This is a genomic window from Limnohabitans sp. 2KL-27 (assembly GCF_001269345.1).
GTDB lineage: Bacteria > Pseudomonadota > Gammaproteobacteria > Burkholderiales > Burkholderiaceae_C > Limnohabitans_A.
Map to the genome: position 1 here is coordinate 287,975 of NZ_CXOP01000001.1, position 17,941 is coordinate 305,915.

Below are 17,941 nucleotides of genomic sequence, written 5' to 3' on the forward strand. Positions count from 1 at the left end.
ATGGAAAAACGCGTTCGATTTCAGTCCCGCTGGTTGCCCTGGCTCCTGGTGGCACCCCAAATGGCCATCGTGCTGGTGTTCTTTTTTTGGCCTGCCGGGCAGGCGCTTTACCAAAGTGTGCTGTCGCAAGATGCGTTTGGCACCAGTACCGAGTTTGTCGGCCTGGAAAATTTTGAGCGCCTGTTTGCCGACAACACTTACCTCGAATCCTTCAAGACCACGGCGGTTTTTTCCTTGCTGGTGGCTTTCTCCGGACTGAGCATTTCGCTGCTGCTGGCCGTGATGGCCGACCGGGTGCTCAAGGGGGCGGCCATCTACAAAACCTTGCTGATCTGGCCTTATGCGGTGGCCCCGGTGGTGGCGGGCGTGCTGTGGCTGTTCATGTTCGCCTCGCCCATGGGCGTGATCGCTTTTTACCTGCGTTCGGTGGGCATCGAGTGGAACCACCTGCTCGATTCAGGCCACGCCATGACGCTGATCGTGGTGGCTGCCGTGTGGAAGCAGATTTCCTACAACTTCCTGTTCTTTTTGGCGGGGCTTCAGTCCATCCCCAAATCCCTGCTGGAGGCTGCCGCCATCGACGGGGCCAGTCCTTGGCACCGCTTTTGGACCATCGTGTTCCCGCTCTTGTCGCCCACCACGTTTTTCCTTTTGGTCATCAACGTGGTCTATGCCTTTTTTGACACCTTCGGCATTGTCGATGCCACCACCCAGGGCGGCCCCGGCAAGGACACGGCCATTTTGGTCTACAAGGTCTATTACGACGGCTTCAAGGCGCTGGACATGGGCGGCTCGGCCGCGCAATCGGTCATCCTGATGCTGATCGTGGTGGCGCTGACGGTGGTGCAGTTCCGTTTTGTTGAGAAAAAAGTCCAATACTGAGCCGGCCCCATGATTGAAAAACGCCCCGGCCTCACGGTCCTGTCCCACCTGGTGCTGATCCTGGGGGTGGTGATCGTGGCCTTCCCGCTGTACCTGACTTTTGTGGCGTCGACCCAAAGCGCCGCCGAAATCGCCCAATCGGTGCCCATGTCCATGTGGCCCGACAACCACGCCCTGGAGACCTACAAAACCGCCCTTTTCGGCGGCGAAACCAGCGCCGGCAGCCGCATTCCGGCGGCAGCCCCGATGATGTGGGTCAGCTTGGTCAGTGCGCTGGTCATTGCCTTGGGCAAGATCGCCATTTCTTTGCTGTCGGCCTTTGCCATCGTGTATTTCCGCTTCCCCTTGCGCAATCTGGTGTTCTGGATGATCTTTGTCACCCTGATGCTGCCCGTCGAAGTGCGCATTGGACCCACCTATGAAGTGGTCTCCAACCTCGGCATGCTCAACAGCTACGCGGGCCTGACGGTGCCGCTGATCGCCTCGGCCACGGCCACCTTTTTGTTCCGGCAATTCTTTTTGACCGTGCCCGACGAGCTGGTCGAAGCTGCGCGCATGGACGGCGCGGGGCCGATGCGCTTTTTCATCGATATTTTGCTGCCGCTCACACGCACCTCGATTGCGGCCCTGTTCGTGATCCAGTTCATTTATGGCTGGAACCAATACCTGTGGCCGCTTTTGGTGACCACCAACGAAAACATGTACCCGGTGGTCATGGGCATCAAGCGCCTGATCGCGGGTGAGGCTTACACCGAATGGAACGTGGTCATGGCCACCGCCATTTTGGCCATGCTGCCGCCGGCGCTGGTGGTGATCCTGATGCAAAAATGGTTCGTCAAAGGCTTGGTTGATACGGAGAAATAATTGACCCGGGGACAGACCAATGCGAAGCGTTGCTCTGTCCTCGTCTAACTTACAAGACGGGGACAGACCGCTGCGAAGCGGCGCTCTGTCCTCGTCAAATTAAAAACCCGGGGACAGACCCATGCGAAGCATGGCCCTGTCCCCGGCTGATCAAAAACATATGGCTGCCATCACACTTTCTCACATCCTCAAAACCTACGGCACTGGCGCCAAGGCCAACACCGTCATCCACGACCTGAGTGCTGAGATCGCACACGGCGAGTTTGTGGTGATCGTCGGGCCCTCGGGCTGCGGCAAATCCACCTTGCTGCGCATGGTGGCGGGCCTGGAAGACATCTCGGGCGGCACCATCTCGATTGGTGAACGCGTGGTCAACGACCTGGAGCCCGCCGAACGCGACATCGCCATGGTGTTCCAGAACTACGCGCTGTACCCGCACATGAGCGTGTTCGACAACATGGCCTATGGCCTGAAAATCGCCAAAGTGCCGGTGGCCGAGATCAAAACCCGCGTGGACAAGGCTGCGGGCATCCTCGAATTGAGCCAGCTGCTGCAGCGCAAGCCACGTGAGCTGTCGGGCGGCCAGCGCCAGCGCGTGGCCATGGGCCGCGCCATCGTGCGCCAGCCGCAGGTTTTCTTGTTTGACGAGCCCTTGTCGAATCTGGACGCCAAGCTGCGCGCCCAAACCCGGCTGGAAATTCAAAAACTGCACCGCGAGTTGGGCATCACCAGCCTGTTTGTGACGCACGACCAGGTCGAAGCCATGACCCTGGCCCAGCGCATGATCGTCATGAACGGCGGCCACATGGAACAGTTTGGCACCCCCGAGGAGGTCTACAACCGGCCGGCCAGCACCTTTGTGGCCAGCTTCATCGGCTCGCCGCCCATGAACCTGCTCAAGCACGCACCGGGCACACCTGAGGGACAAATTCTGGGCATCCGCCCCGAGCACCTGGACATCACGCCTTCGGTGGGCTGGACGCTGACCGTGGACACCGTTGAACTGCTGGGCGCCGAGCGCTTGGTACACGCCCGCCTGGGGCAGGAAACCCTGACCTTGCGGCTGGACGCCTCGGTGCCCGCCCCCGAACCTGGCCAGAGCTTTCAGGCCACGCCACGGCCTGAACGGCTGCACTGGTTTGACGCACTCAGCCACAAACGCATCGCCTGACCATGACCACCCTGCCCGCGACCCACTGGACTTGGCCCTATCCCCGCTGGATCGCCCACCGGGGCGCTGGCAAGCTCGCGCCGGAAAACACCCTGGCCGCCTTCCGACTGGGCGCCGAACACGGCTTTCGCATGTTCGAGTGCGATGCCAAGCTCAGCGCCGACGGCGTGGTGTTCTTGCTGCACGACGCCACGCTGGCGCGCACCACCAACGGCCACGGCATCGGCGGTGACCTGCCCTGGCATGACCTGTCGCAGCTGGATGCTGGCAGCTGGCATTCACGCGCTTTCGCGGGCGAGGCCCCGCCCACACTCGAGGCGCTGGCGCGGTTTTGCTTGGCCAATGGCCACCTGCTGAACATCGAAATCAAACCCACGCCGGGCACCGAAGCGGCCACGGGCGAAGCCGTGGCCCGTGAGGCCAAACGCCTGTGGGCGGGTGCTGCCGTGCCGCCGCTCTTGAGCTCGTTCAAACCTGAGGCCCTGGCCGCGGCGCAACAAACAGCACCCGAATTGCCACGTGGATTGCTGGTCGACACGCTGTGGGACGGCTGGTTTGAGAAAGCCCAGGTGCTGGACTGCGTGGCCGTGGTGGCCAACTACGCCCTGTGGGATGCAGCCACCGTGGCCCGCGTCCACGGCGCAGGCATGAAATGCCTGAGCTACACCGTCAACGACGACTGGGCCGCCCAGCACCTGCTGGCTCTGGGCACCGACGGCATCATCACCGACCGGGTGGACCTGTTCAGCCCCTGTTGAAACAAAGGCTGCCCTAGCGAAGCCTGTTGCGCTTACTTAGAAGTCCAACCACGCTGCATGACCCATTCGAGGGTGGCGGCCACCAGCACCAAGGCGATGTAGGTGCTCATTTTGCCGTCCTGGTCATGCAGCCACAAACCGGCCACCAGAACCAGCAAACCGCTCACGGCATGGACAAGCATGCGGCGACGCATCGGCCTCGCGTTCGTGCCCAAGACCCAGCGACCGGCCCAAGGCATGAAAAGAGCCATGGCCAAGGCAGGCATCACAAAACCCCCAAGGTGCAAGACCAACAAGCCAAATGTCATGAAACCCCGATCTGTCAAGGTGGCCCCGCCCCTGTGGCAGTCCAAAACCTCCAAATTGTGCCCTGAAAGCCACGTCAATTTTCAAACCCTTGCAATGTGTCAAGCAAAGTTGACATGTCGTGCCTATAATGACCCTCATGGCTGTCTGGACCCTGGGTTTGAACCACACCACTGCACCGCTGGATCTGCGCGGTCGGTTTGCGTTCGCCGTGGACAAACTGGTCCCCACCCTCCATGGCCTGCGCCGTGATCTGGCCAACCGCATTTCGCAAGAGCCCGAAGCGGCCATCTTGTCGACCTGCAACCGCACCGAAATTTATTGCGCCGCCGACCAGGCCGCCACCAACGACACCCTGCGCTGGCTGGCCCAAACCGGCGGCGTGAGCGCCTCGGAGTTGCACGCCCACACGTATTTGCTGGAAGGCAATGAAGCGGCCCGCCACGCATTTCGCGTGGCCAGCGGTCTGGACTCGATGGTGCTGGGCGAGGCCCAAATTCTGGGGCAACTCAAGGATGCCGTGCGAGCAGCCGAGCAAGCCGGCGCACTGGGCAGCACCCTGAACCAGTTGTTTCAACGCAGCTTTGCGGTGGCCAAAGAGGTGCGCAGCGCCACCGAAATCGGCGCCCATTCCATCAGCATGGCCGCCGCCTCGGTGCGACTGGCCAGCCAGTTGTTCGAAGACCTCAAGGACATCCGCATCCTGTTTGTCGGCGCGGGTGAAATGAACGAGTTGGTGGCCACCCACTTTGCAGCCAAGCAGCCCAAAGGCATGGTGATTGCCAACCGCAGCCTGGAGCGCGCCGAACTGCTGGCGCAGCGCTTTGGGGCCGATGTCATGCGCCTGGCCGATCTGCCCGACCGGCTGCACGAGTTCGATGCCGTGATCAGTTGCACCGCCAGCACGCTGCCCCTGATCGGTTTGGGCGCTGTCGAGCGGGCCCTGAAAAAACGCAAATACCGCCCCATGTTCATGGTCGACCTGGCGGTGCCGCGTGACATCGAACCCGAGGTCAAATCGCTGGACGATGTCTACCTCTACACCGTGGACGATCTGGCCAGCGTGGTCCAAGAAGGACAAGCACATCGCCAAGCGGCCGTGGCCGAAGCCGAAATCATCATCGATGCCGGGGTGCAAAGTTTCAACCATTGGCTGGGCCAACGTGACACCGTCCCGCTGATTCAGCAACTGCAAACGCAGGCCGATGCCTGGCGCGAAGCCGAGCTGGGGCGTGCACGCAAGTTGCTGGCTCGGGGCGACGACCCGATCGCCGTGATGGAGGCCCTGTCCAAAGGCCTGACCCAGAAAATGCTGCACGGTGCCTTGGCCGAATTGCGCGGCGCAGACCCGGAACACCGCGAGCAGACCATGCACACGGTGCAACGCGTTTTTCTGCGCAAAGAGCGCTAGCGAGACCATCGTTCAAGCCCGGCCATTCCCGAGCCAACGGGAAACCATGTCCTCTAATAGAACCCCCTCGATTCCCGCCTTCGCGGGCATGACGCCCTGAAGTGAAACCGTTCCTCATCCAACAACTTGAACGCTACGCCCTGCGCTTGACAGAGCTGGACTTTCTGCTGTCCCGCGAAGACATCATGGCGGACATGACGCAGTTCCTGAAGCTCTCGCGGGAGCACGCCGAGGTCAGCGCCGTGGCCTCGCGCTTTGCCCGCTATCAGCAGCGCAGCGCCGACCTGGCCGCGGCCGAGGCCATGCGCCATGACGATGACTTGCGCGAGATGGCCGAAGAAGAATCGGCCAGCGCCAGCGCCGAGTTGCAAAGCCTGGAAGCTGAGCTGCAGCGCATGCTGCTGCCCAAAGACCCCGACGATGCCCGACCGGCTTTTGTGGAAATCCGGGCTGGCACCGGAGGCGACGAATCGGCCCTTTTTGCAGCCGACTTGCTGCGCATGTACATGCGCTATGCCGAAAGCCAAGGCTGGCGCTGCGACGTCGTGTCTGAATCGGTGAGCGAACTCGGAGGCTACAAGGAAGTCGTGGTGCGCATCGAGGGCGACCACGTCTACGGCGCACTCAAGTTTGAGTCGGGTGGCCACCGGGTGCAGCGCGTGCCCGCCACCGAGACCCAAGGCCGCATCCACACCAGTGCCTGCACCGTGGCCGTACTGGCCGAGCCGGACGAGGCCGAGGCCATCAAGATCAACCCGTCGGATTTGCGCATCGACACCTACCGCGCCAGTGGCGCGGGCGGGCAACACATCAACAAAACCGACTCGGCCGTGCGCATCACCCACTTGCCCACCGGCATCGTGGCCGAGTGCCAAGACGGCCGCAGCCAACACAGCAACAAGGCCCAGGCCCTGAAAGTGCTGACCGCCCGCATCCAGGAAAAAGACCGCGCCGAACGCGCCGCCAAAGACGCAGCTGAGCGCAAAAGCCTGATCGGCAGCGGCGACCGCTCCGACCGCATCCGCACCTACAACTTCCCGCAAGGGCGCCTGAGCGACCACCGCATCAACCTGACTTTGTACAAGCTGCTGACCATCATGGAAGGCGATTTGCAAGACGTGGTCCAGGCCTTACAAAGCTACGAAGCCGCCGAACAGCTGGCCGCGCTGGAAATCGGGGCCACCACCTGATGCGCACCGCCGCCACCGTGGCCCAGTGTCTGCGCCAAGCCCACACCCTGGGTTTGGCCCGGGTGGACGCGCAAATGTTGCTGCTGCACGGCCTGCAGCGGCCCTTGCACGAGCGCGCCTGGCTGATGGCCCATGACGGCGACGCATTGACGACTGAGCAAGAAACCACGTGGCAAAACGCCCTGCAGCGCCGCCTGCAGGGCGAGCCCGTGGCCTACATCACCGGACGCAAGGATTTTTTTGGCCTGACGCTGGGCGTGGACGCCCGTGTGCTGGACCCGCGCCCAGACACGGAAATCCTGGTCGAATGGGCGCTGGAACTCCTGCCCACCGCGTCTGAACACACCCTTCGCGTGCTGGACCTGGGCACCGGCAGCGGGGCCGTGGCCCTGGCCCTGCAACACCAGCGCCCTGCCGCGCAGGTGACCGCCGTGGACGCCAGCGCTGACGCCCTGGCCGTGGCCCTTGCCAACACCCAAGGTCTGAACTTGCCGGTGCAGTGCGTGCTGAGCCACTGGATGGACGCCGTGCCGGGCCCGTTTGAGCTGATCGTTTCCAACCCCCCTTATGTGGCGGAGGGCGACCCGCACCTGGCCGCCCTGACCCATGAACCCCTGAGCGCACTCACGAGTGGTGCAGATGGTCTGGATGACATCCGCCAGATCATTGCCCAAGCCCCCAGCCGACTGGCCCCGGGCGGCTGGCTGCTGCTGGAGCACGGCTGGGACCAGGCCGTCGCCGTGCAAGCGCTGCTGAGCACGGCTGGTTTTGTGCAAGTGCAATCACGCCGCGATCTGGGCGGTATCGAGCGCTGTACAGGCGCGGTCATGCCTTCGTGACAGCAACATCCCTGCAAAAATGGCAGACTTTCAATCAGAGACATAATTCACCTGATACGACAACGACCCTACTTGGAGCACCAACATGAGCGACACCCAACAACGCATCGACGAACTCGTCAAAGGCAACGACATCACCCTCTTCATGAAGGGCAACGCCAACTTTCCCATGTGCGGTTTTTCGGGCCGTGCCATCCAACTGTTGAAGGCTTGCGGCGTGGACCCCAAGACCGTCAAGACCGTGAACGTGTTGGACGACGCCGAAATCCGCCAAGGCATCAAGGAATACAGCAACTGGCCCACCATCCCCCAGCTCTACGTCAAGGGCGAGTTCATTGGCGGCTCGGACATCATGATGGAGATGTACGAGTCGGGTGAGTTGCAGCAAGTCATCAACGGACAAGCTTGAACGGGGCCTGACGAACTGGCCTCTTGGCAACAAGGGGTCGTGAAATCAATCCGGCACAACGAAAAAAGCCAGTCAAAAGACTGGCTTTTTTGTTGGGAGACGCTCTGGACTCAGCGGAACTTGGACTGAGGCACCACTTTCATGTCGCCCTCCAAAGAACCGATGTAACCGGCCATGGCTTTGAGTTCTGAGTTGGAGAACTGCTTGGCAATGCCGCCCATCACGCCGTTGTTGCGGCCCCATGTGGACTGGTTTTCCACTTTGTAAGACTTGAGCGCCACAAACAAAAAGTCTTTGTGCTGGCCGGCCAGCTTGGGGTAGCTGGGGTCGATCGGCTTGCTGAAGTTATCTCCGTGGCAGGAGATACAAGCGCCCTTTTGCAGCAAGGCTGCAACTTTGGCGTCAGCGGCTTTGGGGGCGGCCTTCACGGGCTGGATGTTGCCGTGTTGTTCATAGTAAGCCCCCAAGTCGGCCATGTCCTGCTCGCTCAGGCTGTCCGCGATGCCACGCATGGTGGGGTGCTTGCGCTCGCCCTTTTTGTAGGCGTTCAGGGCAGACACGATGTACTTCGCGTTCTGGCCTGAAATCATGGGCACACGGTAGACCTCTGGGAAGCTGGCTTGGTAACCCTTGATACCGTGGCAACCGATGCACATGGCAATCTTCTGCTCAGCAGCTTTGGCGTCGCCCTTGACTTCTTGGGCTTGGACAGAAATAGCGGTCACAGAGGCGACAGCCAGGGCAAACATCGAGGTCAACAGCTTGTTCATTTTGCTCACACAATCCAAATGATTGATAAAAATCAACTGCGGATTATATCGGGCTGGCCCTCATAATCCTGACAAGCTTTATTCCTGTTTTTAAGAACTGTCCACCATGAAATTTCAAGGTACCGAAAACTACGTCGCCACACAGGACCTGATGCTGGCCGTGAACGCCGCCATCACCCTCAAACGCCCTTTGCTGGTCAAGGGCGAGCCTGGCACGGGCAAGACCATGTTGGCCGAAGAGGTGTCCTCTGCCTTGGGGCTGCCTTTGTTGCAATGGCACATCAAATCGACCACCAAAGCACAACAAGGTCTTTACGAATACGACGCCGTGAGCCGTCTGCGGGACAGCCAATTGGGTGATGCGAAGGTCAAGGACATCGAGAACTACATCATCAAGGGCGTGCTTTGGCAGGCCTTCACTTCCGAAACGCCCGTGGCCATCCTGATCGACGAGATCGACAAGGCCGACATCGAATTCCCCAACGACTTGCTGCGTGAAATCGACCGCATGGAGTTTTACTGCTACGAAACGCGCCAGCTCATCAAGGCCAAAACCCGGCCCCTGGTCTTCATCACCTCCAACAACGAAAAAGAATTGCCCGACGCCTTTTTGCGCCGCTGCTTCTTCCACTACATCAAGTTCCCCGAAGCGGACACCATGCGCCAGATCGTGGATGTGCACTTCCCCACGCTCAAAAAAGACCTGCTGGCCCTGGCCCTCAAGACCTTTTACGACGTGCGCGGCTTGCCGGGCCTGAAGAAAAAACCCTCGACCAGCGAACTGCTCGATTGGCTCAAGCTGCTGGTGGCCGAAGACATCCCCCTCGAAGCCCTGCAAAGTGCCGACCAGAAGGTGTCGGTGCCCCCCATGGTGGGCGCATTGCTGAAGAACGAGCAGGACGTGACTTTGTTTGAAAAGCTGGTCTTCATGAACCAGCGCAACCGCTGAGCCAACGCCATGTCAACTCCAAACCCCTTGCTGGAAGGCGTTTCGGACGCCGTCGGTTTCGTCGGTGGCGCCTTGGCGGGCTATTGGGTGGGCAAGCTCTTGGGCTGGAACATCTTCAGCGCCGGTTATGACAACGCGAGCATTGGCGGCATTTTGCTGGTCGGTCTGGGGGGCGGTGCGGGTCTGCACTTGGCTCGCTTTTGGCGCAGCAAGCAAAAAGCCAAAGACACCGACCCATCATGAACCACGGGATCGCGCCCACACTGCTCTCAGGTCAACATGTGCAGCTCGTGCCGTTGTCACAGGCGCACCACGATGATTTGGTCCAGGCTGTGCGCGACGGCGAACTTTGGAACCACTGGTACACCGCCATCCCCACACCCGAAGGCATGTCGGCCGAAATCACCCGCCGCCTGGACTTGCAGGCCAAGGGCACCATGTGCCCATTTGCTGTGCTCGACCCTGCCACGCACCAAGCCGTGGGCATGACCACTTACATGAACATCGACGCGGCCAACCGCCGATTGGAAATCGGCTCGACCTGGTACCGTCAAAGCGTGCAGCGCACGCCGCTCAACACCGAAGCCAAGCGCTTGCTGCTGGCCAACGCCTTTGAACATCTGAACTGCATCGCAGTAGAGTTCCGCACGCATTTCTTCAACCAGCAAAGCCGCCGCGCCATCGAGCGCCTGGGTGCCAAGCTCGACGGCGTGCTGCGCAACCACCAAATCAACCCCCACCCGCTGGCTGCAGGCGCACTGCGCGACACCTGCGTCTACAGCATCATTGCCAGCGAATGGCCCAATGTGCGCACCCACCTCGACCACCAATTGAGCCGCACCAGAACCGAGGAACTCCGGTCATGCTGATCGACTTTTTCTACACCCTTCGCGCTGCCAAGCTGCCCGTCTCGGTGCGGGAGTACCTGACGCTGCTCGAAGCGCTGCAAGCCAACGTGGTCGGCCCCGCATCGGACGCCTGCAGCATCGACGACTTTTACCACCTGGCCCGCACCGTGATGGTCAAGGACGAAAAGCACTTTGACAAGTTCGACAAGGCTTTCGGCGCTTACTTCAAGGGCGTGGAGATGCTGACCGACTTCACCAAAGAAGTGCCGCTCGACTGGTTGGAAAAAATCCTGCAAAAAGAACTCACCCCCGAGCAAAAGGCCGCCATCGAGAAGATGGGCTGGGATGAATTGATGGAGACGCTCAAAAAACGCCTCGAAGAACAAAAAGAACGCCACGAAGGCGGCAACAAGTGGATCGGCACAGGCGGCACTTCGCCCTTCGGCAATGGCGGCTACAACCCGCAAGGCATCCGCATTGGCGGCAAAGGCGGCAACAAGAGCGCCATCAAAGTCTGGGAGCAGCGCGCCTACAAAGACTACGACGACCAGCAGGAACTGGGCACACGCAACATCAAGGTGGCACTGCGCCGCCTGCGCCGCTTTGCGCGTGAGGGCTCGCAAGACGAGTTGGACCTGGACGGCACCATCCGCAAGACGGCGGCCAACGCAGGCTATCTGGACATCTTGATGCGCCCGGAGCGCCACAACAATGTGAAGGTGCTGCTGCTCATGGACGTGGGCGGCACCATGGACGAGCACATTGCCCGGGTCGAGGAAATGTTCTCGGCGGTGAAGGCCGAGTTCAAGCACCTGGATTTTTATTATTTTCACAATTGCGTCTATGACTTCATGTGGAAGAACAACAAACGCCGTTATGCCGAGAAGTTTCCGACCTGGGACATCCTGCGCAAGTACAACAAGGACTACAAGCTGATCTTCATTGGGGACGCGACCATGAGCCCCTATGAGATTTTGCAAAAGGGCGGCAGCGTTGAATACAACAACGAAGAGGCCGGGGCCGAATGGCTGCAGCGCCTGACGCACACCTTCCCCAAATTTGCCTGGATCAACCCCGAGCCGCAAGGTGTGTGGCAATACCGCCAGAGCATCTCGATCATCCAGCAGCTGATGAGCAACCGCATGTTTCCACTGACCCTCAAGGGGCTGGAAGATGCGATGCGTCTGCTGAGCAAGTGAGCCCATGGGCAGATGGCACGCCTTGTAAAATAGGCACACCGCCACCGTAGTTCAATGGATAGAACTCTCCCCTCCTAAGGGAGTGATACAGGTTCGATTCCTGTCGGGGGCACCAAAGCCATAGCACCGTGCGTGGCAGGTCAACCCCGAATGGGTCCTACCGCCACCAGGCGTTCGATGGCCCGACGCAAAGGGGCCGAGCCTGCGGACTTGGCCAGGGTTTGAAGGCTGTAACGGTGACCTGCCGGCAAAACGTGTAACTGGACTCCCAACATTTCGATGGCCTCCAGGGTTTCCAGCTCGTTCACATTCGATTGCATTTGCGAGGGATCCACCAAGGTGACCGTGCCTTTGCCGATGACCTCCATCGCCTCGCCCCGCTCGATCACCAAAGCGGTGTCTTCATCAATGCCCACCCCCAACAAATCTGGACGCATGGCCAAGGTGGACAACAACCGCGCCAGGCGTCTTCGCTCCGAAAAATGCTGGTCGACCACGGCCTGTGACAACAGGCCCAGACCAATGTCAGTGTCCACCGCCTCCTTGCTCGGTCGCAGAACCGCGGGCCCTTGGGCAATCATGTGCCGCGACATGACTGCAGCGCCTGCACTGGTGCCTCCGATGCAACAACGGTTGAAGTGAAAGGACTGGTGCAACGCTTGGTAGGCCGGGGTGTCCCACAAAGTATCCATGAGTTTGGACTGGTCGCCGCCGCTCATGAAAATCCCGTCCGCTTGCAGAATCTCTGCCTGCAATGACAACGCGTGTGCACTCTCGCGGTCATCGATGGCCAGACGCTGCACATCTTCTACCCCGATGGACTTGAAGGCATTTTGGTAACTTTGCCAAACGCCTTCAGGATCGCCACTGGCAGCGGTGATGACGCGGATGCGTGCTGGGCTTCCACCGGAATAATCGGCGAATTTGCGCAAAATGATGCGGTCCTGCAAACGGTCTTCGGCCCCGCCCACGATCACCAAGCGGGAAATTCTGGGGCCCTGCGCCCAAGCAGGCAAGCCTGCCAGCATAGACACACCAGCCAAGGTCATCCCACTCCATACATCTCTTCTGTTCATGGTGGCACTCTAACCCATGCACCCTGAACCGGACTGTGTGCCAGCACCGTTAAAAAGCCACCTTTTCGGCTTCTAGATAAGCGAGGCTGATGTACTTGCCGATGTTCCCATCGAATCCATCCATGGTTTTGGCCCGAGCGATCACTCGGGGATCTTTGAGCACGGCGGCCTTGGCCTCGGCTTCAGATTGACCATCCTCCACCGCTTTGAGGCAAGGCTGCCAAATGCCGGCCATGAAGTCGCCATAAGTCTTGAGCAGGTCATGGCGTGCCCGACCATGGCCGGGCACCCACAGCTGGTCGCCCGTGGCCGCTTGCAGGTCTTTGTAATATTTGAAGGTACCGGGGTAGGAGCCTTCGTCCATGTTGGCAATGCGGTTGGTCATGGCAATGTCGCCGACTGCCGTCACTTTGTCTTGCACCACCTCGACACACAAATCCGAGGGTGTGTGGGCCGTGCCGTAGTGGTGCATGCGCAAGCTCACATCGCCCACCTGGATAACCTGGCCGTGCTTCACAGGCGTGTTGGGCAAGACCACCTGGGTGCCCAGTGTCGACTGATTGGTCCAGCGCTCCATCAGGCTGCGCCACAGGTTGCCTTCTGCACCTTTGAGTTTTTCGATGGTGCTGGGCAGCGCGTAAATGGGCAACTTGTCGCCATAGGTCTTGACGAAGGCGTGGTTGCCCAGCCAATGGTCACCGTGGTAGTGGCTGTTGAACACGGCCACCACCGGTTTGTCGGTCACCTTGCGAATCATGCGAATGGCCATCTGACCGATTTGCAGCGAGGCGCCCGAGTCGATCACCACCACCCCCGCCGAGGTCACCACAAAGATCACGTTGGCCATCATGCCGCGGTTTTCAGGGGTGGGAAATCCGTCGGGGGAGTAAATCATCCACACATGGGACGACAGTTGTTGCGCCGGGATGTCGGACACGGGCGGGCCTTCGATGAAGTCCTGGGCTTGTTGCGCCAACAATCGGGCCTCGGGCCACAGAGCCACGCCACCCATGGCCACGCTGGCACACAACAGTTGTCTTCTTTTCATGGTGATCCCTCCTCCAACGGTGCAGCGCCTGACAGCGCTGCACACGCTCTTCAAACGGCGTAGCCTTTGTTGGGCAATGCGCCCATGATTTTGGGAGCGTTGAGTTGGCGAGGCTTGATACGCCCGCCTTGCGCCTTGAGCCAGGTCTCGACCACATCCCACACCTGCTTGTTGCCCTGGTTGCGGGCCTCTTCGGCCACAGGGGCCCAGCCTGCGACCTTGTACTTTTTACCCGCCTCGATCAGTTGGCCTTTCAGGCGCAGATCACCAATGCGTTGGCCAGCCTTGGCCACTGGGTTACAGCTGTAGCTCAAGCCCCCCACGCGGACCATGTCACCGCCTTGCTGGTAATAAGGGTCGGGGTTGAACAGGTTATCGGCCACGTCTTCGAGCACCGTCTTGATGGTCTCGCCGGTCATTTCGGTCACGGTGGCGTACGAGTAAGTGGTCGCGGTCATGTCGAGCAGCCACTCGCGCGTGATGGCCTGGCCCGGCAAGAGCGTGGTGCCCCAGCGAAAGCCTGGCGAGAAAGCGATTTCTGCGCCCTGAACATCCAGCAAGGCATCGACCAGCAACTGGTCACCCGTGCCGTTGAAGTTGCCGCGGCGGTAGAGCAGACCATCGGTCACAGCCAGCTTTTCGGCCAGCTTGCTTTCGTAAGGCGCGCGGATCTTGGTGATCAGTGCGTCCATCTCCTTGTCGGCGGGCAGCATGTTGGAGAACACCGGCAGCAATTTGTAGCGGAAGTCGCTGACTTTTTTGTCTTTGACGTCGAAGTCGAGTACGCCCAGAAACTTGCCGTTCGAGCCCGCATTGGTGACGATGGTCTTACCGCCTTTGTTCGAGACGATGGAGGCCACGGGCATGCCATCGTGCGTGTGGCCGCCCATGATGGCGTCGATACCGCTGACGCGGCTGGCCATCTTCAGGTCCACGTCCATGCCGTTGTGGCTGATGACGACCACGACCTGGGCACCTTTGCCCCGCGCTTCGTCCACCATCTTTTGCATGTTCTCATCCTGGATGCCGAACTCCCAGTCGGCCACCATGTAACGCGGATTGGCGATTGGGGTGTAGGGGAAGGCCTGGCCGATGATGGCGCAGGGCACGCCATTGATCTCACGGATCACGTAGGGCTTGAACACCGGGTCACCAAAATCACTGGTCTTGATGTTTTGCGCCACAAAATCGACCTTGCCTGCAAAGTCCTTTTCGACGATTTCCTTGACGCGCTCCATGCCCAAGGTGAATTCCCAGTGGCCGGTCATCACATCCACGCCCAGGAGTTTGCAGGCATCGACCATGTCTTGCCCGTTGGTCCACAGGCTGGTGCCCGAGCCTTGCCAGGTGTCACCACCGTCGAGCAGCAAAGCACCGGGGCGGCTGGCCTTCATGCGCTTGACCAGCGTGGCCAGGTGCGCAAAACCACCGACCTTGCCGTAGCGCTTGGCGGCTTTTTCGTAGTCCAGATACGTCAGCGCATGGGCCTCGGCTGTACCCGGACGGATCTTGGCCACTTGCAACAAATACTCACCCACCAAATGCGGCAGGTTGCCCTGCATCGAGCCAACCCCTAAGTTGATGCTGGGCTCGCGGAAATAAATCGGCTTGAGCTGGGCATGGCAATCGGTCATGTGCAGGAAAGACACATTGCCGAACTTGGGGATGTCATACAGACCCTTGGCAGCCGTGCTCGCGCTGGATTGGGCGTAAGCGCCCATGCTCATGCCGGCCATCGTGCCCGCACCCATGACCTGGATAAATTCGCGTTTGGAGAGATTCATATTTGCAATCACTGATATATAAGGGGCTAAAAAACCCGGTCAAACCGGGTTTTCAAAGGCTTACTGGTTCACGGGTGACTTGGGGTCGAGCAACAAGCCCACGATGTGGCGAACCTGTGTTTCGTTCAAGATACCCATGTGGCCAGCACGAGGCATGTTGGAGCAAGCGTTGTAGGCCTTGGCGTTCCAGATCTTGCCCCAGGTGTACTCCACGATGGCCTTGCTGGCAGGATCATTGGGGTTGGACACACCACGGATCTTGCCGTAGTTGTAGAGGCTAGGACCAATGGTGCCGTAAGAAATTTCTTTTTTGTCCATCTGGTGGCAGTTGTAGCAATTGCCACCGTTGACCGCATCGGCCTTATCGGACCAGGTCAAACCGCGTCCGCTTTGGGCGATTTTTTCGCCTTCTTTCCAGTCACCAATGAACTTGCCGTCCGATGGCCATTTGATGGCTTTGAGGTTGGCTTGTTCGATGCGCTTGGCAGTTTTCTCGTCCAAGGGCTTGCCTGACACGTCGGCTTCACTGCAGACGCGGTTGGTTTCGTCGGTGGCGGTGATCCGCTCCACTTTCACATGGCTTTGGTCACGGAATGAAGCCTTGACGATCTTGTCAGTCAAGGCATTGAGTTCGGCCACGGATGGGCCGGAGGCGCAGCCTGCAGCCACCAAAGCGGCCGCCAAGCTGGCCAAAACGAGTTGGGTCTTTTTGTTCATGAGGGTCTCCTGTTCAGATCAGCGCTTGATGGCCGGTGCAACCGAGGCAGCACCCTTGGCGTTCACACCCAGATAGGTCGACAAGGCGATGGTGGCATCGCTGGCAAAACCTGGATAGGGGAAACGCTGCTGGCGGTAGCAGTCGTTCAGGCGCAGTTGCATGCTCCACATTTGGCCGTTCGAGACGCGATAAGCTGGCCAAGCGGCAAAGCCGATGCCGTCGCCGGGGTTCTTGGTCAGGATGGGCAAGTCTTGCAATCGGATGCGCTTGCCTTCTTCACCGTGGCAGGAGGCACAAGAAAAGTCGTGCGGTCCACCACGCTGGAAAAACAGGCGCTTGCCCACTTCGTAGAAGGTTTTTTCTTGGGGGTGCGCTTGTGACAGGTTAAAGCGCTGACCTTTGGACTCGGCGGCGATCCAAGTGGCCAAGGCGGTCACGTTGGCCATCTCGCCGCGACCAAATGCGGTCTTGGAGATTTCGGCGGCATTGAAGCCTTGCAGGGTTTCCATGCAGGTCACCAAGCGGGACTCCAGGTCCTGCATGCGTTGGGTGTCAGCAAAGTATTTGGGCAACGCCACAAAAGCACCTTTGACCACGCCTGGGCCTTTGCCCAGATCACATTTTTCAAGGCTGGCGTTTTTAGGTCCACGTGCTTTTTTCCAGAGGTCTTCGCCTTTGGCTTCAAAGAGTTCAGCGGGGTTGCCGTCTTGCAACATGGCGCGGTATTCGTCAATGCCTTGGCTGGCGGTCTTTTGGGCCAGAGCGGGCACGGTACTCAAAGCCAGTGCTGCGGCCATGGCCAAAATTGATGCTTTGTTCATTGTCACCTCTGTTGGTATTTTTCAAACGCGAAAAGGGTGAAGTACAGACTTCACCCTTTACTCTATCAGTGAACGATCACGACACAGTGGCTTCGTCGGTGCGGGTATCGCCTTTGTTGTCTTTCCAGGTCACCGCAATCTTGTCACCGGCCTTGGCGCCTTTGACGTTGAATTGGAGGAAGGGGTTTTTCGACACGGCGGGGCCCCATTCTGCCGAAAACACGTCCTTGCCGTTGAGTTTGGCTGTGACTTCTTGGATGAACCAGGCGGGCACGGTTTTGCCGGAAGCGTCTTTACGCTGGCCGGATTCCATCTCGTGGCTCATGAGCACACGAACGGTTGCTTTGTCGCCAGAGGCCTGGGCACGGATGCGCATTGGATCTGCCATTTTTCTCTCCTAAATCTTTCAGTGAATCAATGTGTGGGGGGGTTGTGCCGGGGCTTAGCCGCCGCAACCGCCCAAAGTGACCTTGACTTCTTTTTTGGCCCACAAGGCTTTGCCGTCGTTCATGATGGCCACAGCGTAGACGTCAGAAGACTGGCCCATCTTGGCGCGGGTTGAGAAGTTGGCTTCAACCGCATCGGTCACATGGAACATGGCCACCAAAGCGGATGGGTTCTTTTCGACCATGATCAACAGGTGTTTGACGCCGGGCAGCGCTGTGCTGGCACCCAATGGGACCACTGCGCCGTTTTCGGCGATGTCTGGACCGGTGATGGTCACGTCCTTGCTCTCGGCCATGCTGGTGGCGCCGGCGGCCTTGGCGGAGTCTTGCACCGACTTGGCATCGAATGCGGCTTTGTTGAAGGCGGCGTGGGCAAACTGTGGGAAACCCGCAGTGGCCAAGAGGCCAGCCACAACAGCGCTTTGCTTGAGTGTCTCGCGACGGTTTTGCAT

At 59.7% G+C, this 17,941-nt stretch carries 21 protein-coding genes and 1 tRNA gene; 13 read left to right on the forward strand and 9 right to left on the reverse strand.

Going from position 1 to position 17,941, the window contains the following annotated elements:
* From ugpA to ugpQ, 4 genes are all read left to right on the forward strand, one after another.
* Complete coding sequence (gene ugpA / locus LHAB_RS01380; protein ID WP_090043588.1) at positions 1-882, forward strand: sn-glycerol-3-phosphate ABC transporter permease UgpA; 882 nt, start codon at positions 1-3, stop codon at positions 880-882.
* A 9-nt stretch (positions 883-891) separates the two neighbouring features.
* Entirely contained in the window at positions 892-1,746 is an 855-nt protein-coding gene (gene ugpE, locus LHAB_RS01385; protein WP_090043589.1) for a sn-glycerol-3-phosphate ABC transporter permease UgpE, read from the forward strand.
* Positions 1,747-1,906: 160 nt separating this feature from the next.
* Entirely contained in the window at positions 1,907-2,917 is a 1,011-nt protein-coding gene (ugpC, locus tag LHAB_RS01390; RefSeq protein WP_090043835.1) for a sn-glycerol-3-phosphate ABC transporter ATP-binding protein UgpC, read from the forward strand.
* A gap of 2 nt (positions 2,918-2,919) precedes the next feature.
* Positions 2,920-3,675 (forward strand): glycerophosphodiester phosphodiesterase, encoded by a 756-nt coding sequence (gene ugpQ, locus LHAB_RS01395; RefSeq protein ID WP_090043590.1) that lies wholly within the window; start codon positions 2,920-2,922, stop codon positions 3,673-3,675.
* Between the two features lie 32 nt (positions 3,676-3,707).
* Here ugpQ and LHAB_RS01400 read toward each other — a convergent pair whose 3' ends face one another.
* Positions 3,708-3,983, reverse strand: a complete 276-nt coding sequence (locus tag LHAB_RS01400) for a hypothetical protein (protein ID WP_090043591.1) — start codon at positions 3,981-3,983, stop codon at positions 3,708-3,710.
* Between the two features lie 137 nt (positions 3,984-4,120).
* On the opposite strand from LHAB_RS01400, the gene hemA reads away from it, so the two are divergent.
* The 4 genes from hemA (at position 4,121) to grxD (ending at position 7,830) form a co-directional block, all read left to right on the forward strand.
* The gene (gene hemA, locus LHAB_RS01405; protein WP_090043836.1) at positions 4,121-5,392 is read left to right on the forward strand and encodes a glutamyl-tRNA reductase; all 1,272 of its coding nucleotides are present in this window, start codon (positions 4,121-4,123) and stop codon (positions 5,390-5,392) included.
* A gap of 101 nt (positions 5,393-5,493) precedes the next feature.
* A complete protein-coding gene (prfA, locus tag LHAB_RS01410; RefSeq protein WP_090043592.1) occupies positions 5,494-6,582 on the forward strand; it encodes a peptide chain release factor 1 in 1,089 nt (362 codons plus the stop codon).
* The gene (gene prmC, locus LHAB_RS01415; RefSeq protein WP_090043593.1) at positions 6,582-7,421 is read left to right on the forward strand and encodes a peptide chain release factor N(5)-glutamine methyltransferase; all 840 of its coding nucleotides are present in this window, start codon (positions 6,582-6,584) and stop codon (positions 7,419-7,421) included. The genes prfA and prmC overlap by 1 nt, the downstream gene beginning before the upstream one ends.
* Before the next feature lie 85 nt (positions 7,422-7,506).
* The gene (grxD, locus tag LHAB_RS01420) at positions 7,507-7,830 is read left to right on the forward strand and encodes a Grx4 family monothiol glutaredoxin (protein WP_090043594.1); all 324 of its coding nucleotides are present in this window, start codon (positions 7,507-7,509) and stop codon (positions 7,828-7,830) included.
* A 110-nt stretch (positions 7,831-7,940) separates the two neighbouring features.
* Here the strand turns inward: grxD and LHAB_RS01425 are convergent, their stop codons facing one another.
* A complete protein-coding gene (locus tag LHAB_RS01425) occupies positions 7,941-8,600 on the reverse strand; it encodes a c-type cytochrome (protein ID WP_090043595.1) in 660 nt (219 codons plus the stop codon).
* A 106-nt stretch (positions 8,601-8,706) separates the two neighbouring features.
* On the opposite strand from LHAB_RS01425, the gene LHAB_RS01430 reads away from it, so the two are divergent.
* The 5 genes from LHAB_RS01430 (at position 8,707) to LHAB_RS01450 (ending at position 11,711) form a co-directional block, all read left to right on the forward strand.
* Positions 8,707-9,549 (forward strand): AAA family ATPase, encoded by an 843-nt coding sequence (locus LHAB_RS01430; RefSeq protein ID WP_090043596.1) that lies wholly within the window; start codon positions 8,707-8,709, stop codon positions 9,547-9,549.
* Between the two features lie 9 nt (positions 9,550-9,558).
* Positions 9,559-9,792, forward strand: coding sequence for a hypothetical protein (locus LHAB_RS01435; RefSeq protein WP_090043597.1), 234 nt, complete (start codon positions 9,559-9,561; stop codon positions 9,790-9,792).
* A complete protein-coding gene (locus tag LHAB_RS01440; RefSeq protein ID WP_090043598.1) occupies positions 9,789-10,418 on the forward strand; it encodes a GNAT family N-acetyltransferase in 630 nt (209 codons plus the stop codon). The genes LHAB_RS01435 and LHAB_RS01440 overlap by 4 nt, the downstream gene beginning before the upstream one ends.
* Positions 10,412-11,596 carry a vWA domain-containing protein gene (locus tag LHAB_RS01445; RefSeq protein WP_090043599.1) on the forward strand — a complete coding sequence of 395 codons (1,185 nt, stop codon included), beginning with the start codon at positions 10,412-10,414 and terminating at the stop codon, positions 11,594-11,596. The genes LHAB_RS01440 and LHAB_RS01445 overlap by 7 nt, the downstream gene beginning before the upstream one ends.
* 40 nt (positions 11,597-11,636) lie before the next feature.
* Positions 11,637-11,711, forward strand: a tRNA-Arg gene (locus LHAB_RS01450).
* Between the two features lie 25 nt (positions 11,712-11,736).
* Here the strand turns inward: LHAB_RS01450 and LHAB_RS01455 are convergent.
* The 7 genes from LHAB_RS01455 to soxY all read right to left on the reverse strand — a co-directional run bounded on the left by LHAB_RS01455 (position 11,737) and on the right by soxY (position 17,941).
* Entirely contained in the window at positions 11,737-12,672 is a 936-nt protein-coding gene (locus LHAB_RS01455) for a cyanophycinase (protein WP_090043600.1), read from the reverse strand.
* A gap of 49 nt (positions 12,673-12,721) precedes the next feature.
* Positions 12,722-13,720 (reverse strand): MBL fold metallo-hydrolase, encoded by a 999-nt coding sequence (locus LHAB_RS01460; protein ID WP_090043601.1) that lies wholly within the window; start codon positions 13,718-13,720, stop codon positions 12,722-12,724.
* 50 nt (positions 13,721-13,770) lie between these two features.
* Positions 13,771-15,504 (reverse strand): thiosulfohydrolase SoxB, encoded by a 1,734-nt coding sequence (soxB, locus tag LHAB_RS01465; RefSeq protein ID WP_090043602.1) that lies wholly within the window; start codon positions 15,502-15,504, stop codon positions 13,771-13,773.
* Positions 15,505-15,564: 60 nt separating this feature from the next.
* The gene (gene soxX, locus LHAB_RS01470; protein WP_090043603.1) at positions 15,565-16,221 is read right to left on the reverse strand and encodes a sulfur oxidation c-type cytochrome SoxX; all 657 of its coding nucleotides are present in this window, start codon (positions 16,219-16,221) and stop codon (positions 15,565-15,567) included.
* An 18-nt stretch (positions 16,222-16,239) separates the two neighbouring features.
* A complete protein-coding gene (gene soxA, locus LHAB_RS01475; RefSeq protein WP_090043604.1) occupies positions 16,240-17,043 on the reverse strand; it encodes a sulfur oxidation c-type cytochrome SoxA in 804 nt (267 codons plus the stop codon).
* A 76-nt stretch (positions 17,044-17,119) separates the two neighbouring features.
* Positions 17,120-17,431 (reverse strand): thiosulfate oxidation carrier complex protein SoxZ, encoded by a 312-nt coding sequence (soxZ, locus tag LHAB_RS01480; protein ID WP_194943046.1) that lies wholly within the window; start codon positions 17,429-17,431, stop codon positions 17,120-17,122.
* A gap of 54 nt (positions 17,432-17,485) precedes the next feature.
* Entirely contained in the window at positions 17,486-17,941 is a 456-nt protein-coding gene (soxY, locus tag LHAB_RS01485) for a thiosulfate oxidation carrier protein SoxY (protein WP_062402982.1), read from the reverse strand.

Coding starts and splice junctions, on each gene's coding strand:
- hemA (WP_090043836.1), top strand. CDS start 4,121: ATGGCTGTCTGGACCCTGGGTTTGAACCACACCACTGCACCGCTGGAT.
- LHAB_RS01425 (WP_090043595.1), bottom strand. CDS start 8,600: ATGAACAAGCTGTTGACCTCGATGTTTGCCCTGGCTGTCGCCTCTGTG.
- soxA (WP_090043604.1), bottom strand. CDS start 17,043: ATGAACAAAGCATCAATTTTGGCCATGGCCGCAGCACTGGCTTTGAGT.
- ugpC (WP_090043835.1), top strand. CDS start 1,907: ATGGCTGCCATCACACTTTCTCACATCCTCAAAACCTACGGCACTGGC.
- LHAB_RS01445 (WP_090043599.1), top strand. CDS start 10,412: ATGCTGATCGACTTTTTCTACACCCTTCGCGCTGCCAAGCTGCCCGTC.
- LHAB_RS01435 (WP_090043597.1), top strand. CDS start 9,559: ATGTCAACTCCAAACCCCTTGCTGGAAGGCGTTTCGGACGCCGTCGGT.
- ugpE (WP_090043589.1), top strand. CDS start 892: ATGATTGAAAAACGCCCCGGCCTCACGGTCCTGTCCCACCTGGTGCTG.
- grxD (WP_090043594.1), top strand. CDS start 7,507: ATGAGCGACACCCAACAACGCATCGACGAACTCGTCAAAGGCAACGAC.
- prmC (WP_090043593.1), top strand. CDS start 6,582: ATGCGCACCGCCGCCACCGTGGCCCAGTGTCTGCGCCAAGCCCACACC.
- soxX (WP_090043603.1), bottom strand. CDS start 16,221: ATGAACAAAAAGACCCAACTCGTTTTGGCCAGCTTGGCGGCCGCTTTG.
- LHAB_RS01455 (WP_090043600.1), bottom strand. CDS start 12,672: ATGAACAGAAGAGATGTATGGAGTGGGATGACCTTGGCTGGTGTGTCT.
- soxB (WP_090043602.1), bottom strand. CDS start 15,504: ATGAATCTCTCCAAACGCGAATTTATCCAGGTCATGGGTGCGGGCACG.
- LHAB_RS01400 (WP_090043591.1), bottom strand. CDS start 3,983: ATGACATTTGGCTTGTTGGTCTTGCACCTTGGGGGTTTTGTGATGCCT.
- soxZ (WP_194943046.1), bottom strand. CDS start 17,431: ATGGCAGATCCAATGCGCATCCGTGCCCAGGCCTCTGGCGACAAAGCA.
- ugpA (WP_090043588.1), top strand. CDS start 1: ATGGAAAAACGCGTTCGATTTCAGTCCCGCTGGTTGCCCTGGCTCCTG.
- ugpQ (WP_090043590.1), top strand. CDS start 2,920: ATGACCACCCTGCCCGCGACCCACTGGACTTGGCCCTATCCCCGCTGG.
- LHAB_RS01440 (WP_090043598.1), top strand. CDS start 9,789: ATGAACCACGGGATCGCGCCCACACTGCTCTCAGGTCAACATGTGCAG.
- soxY (WP_062402982.1), bottom strand. CDS start 17,941: ATGCAAAACCGTCGCGAGACACTCAAGCAAAGCGCTGTTGTGGCTGGC.
- LHAB_RS01460 (WP_090043601.1), bottom strand. CDS start 13,720: ATGAAAAGAAGACAACTGTTGTGTGCCAGCGTGGCCATGGGTGGCGTG.
- LHAB_RS01430 (WP_090043596.1), top strand. CDS start 8,707: ATGAAATTTCAAGGTACCGAAAACTACGTCGCCACACAGGACCTGATG.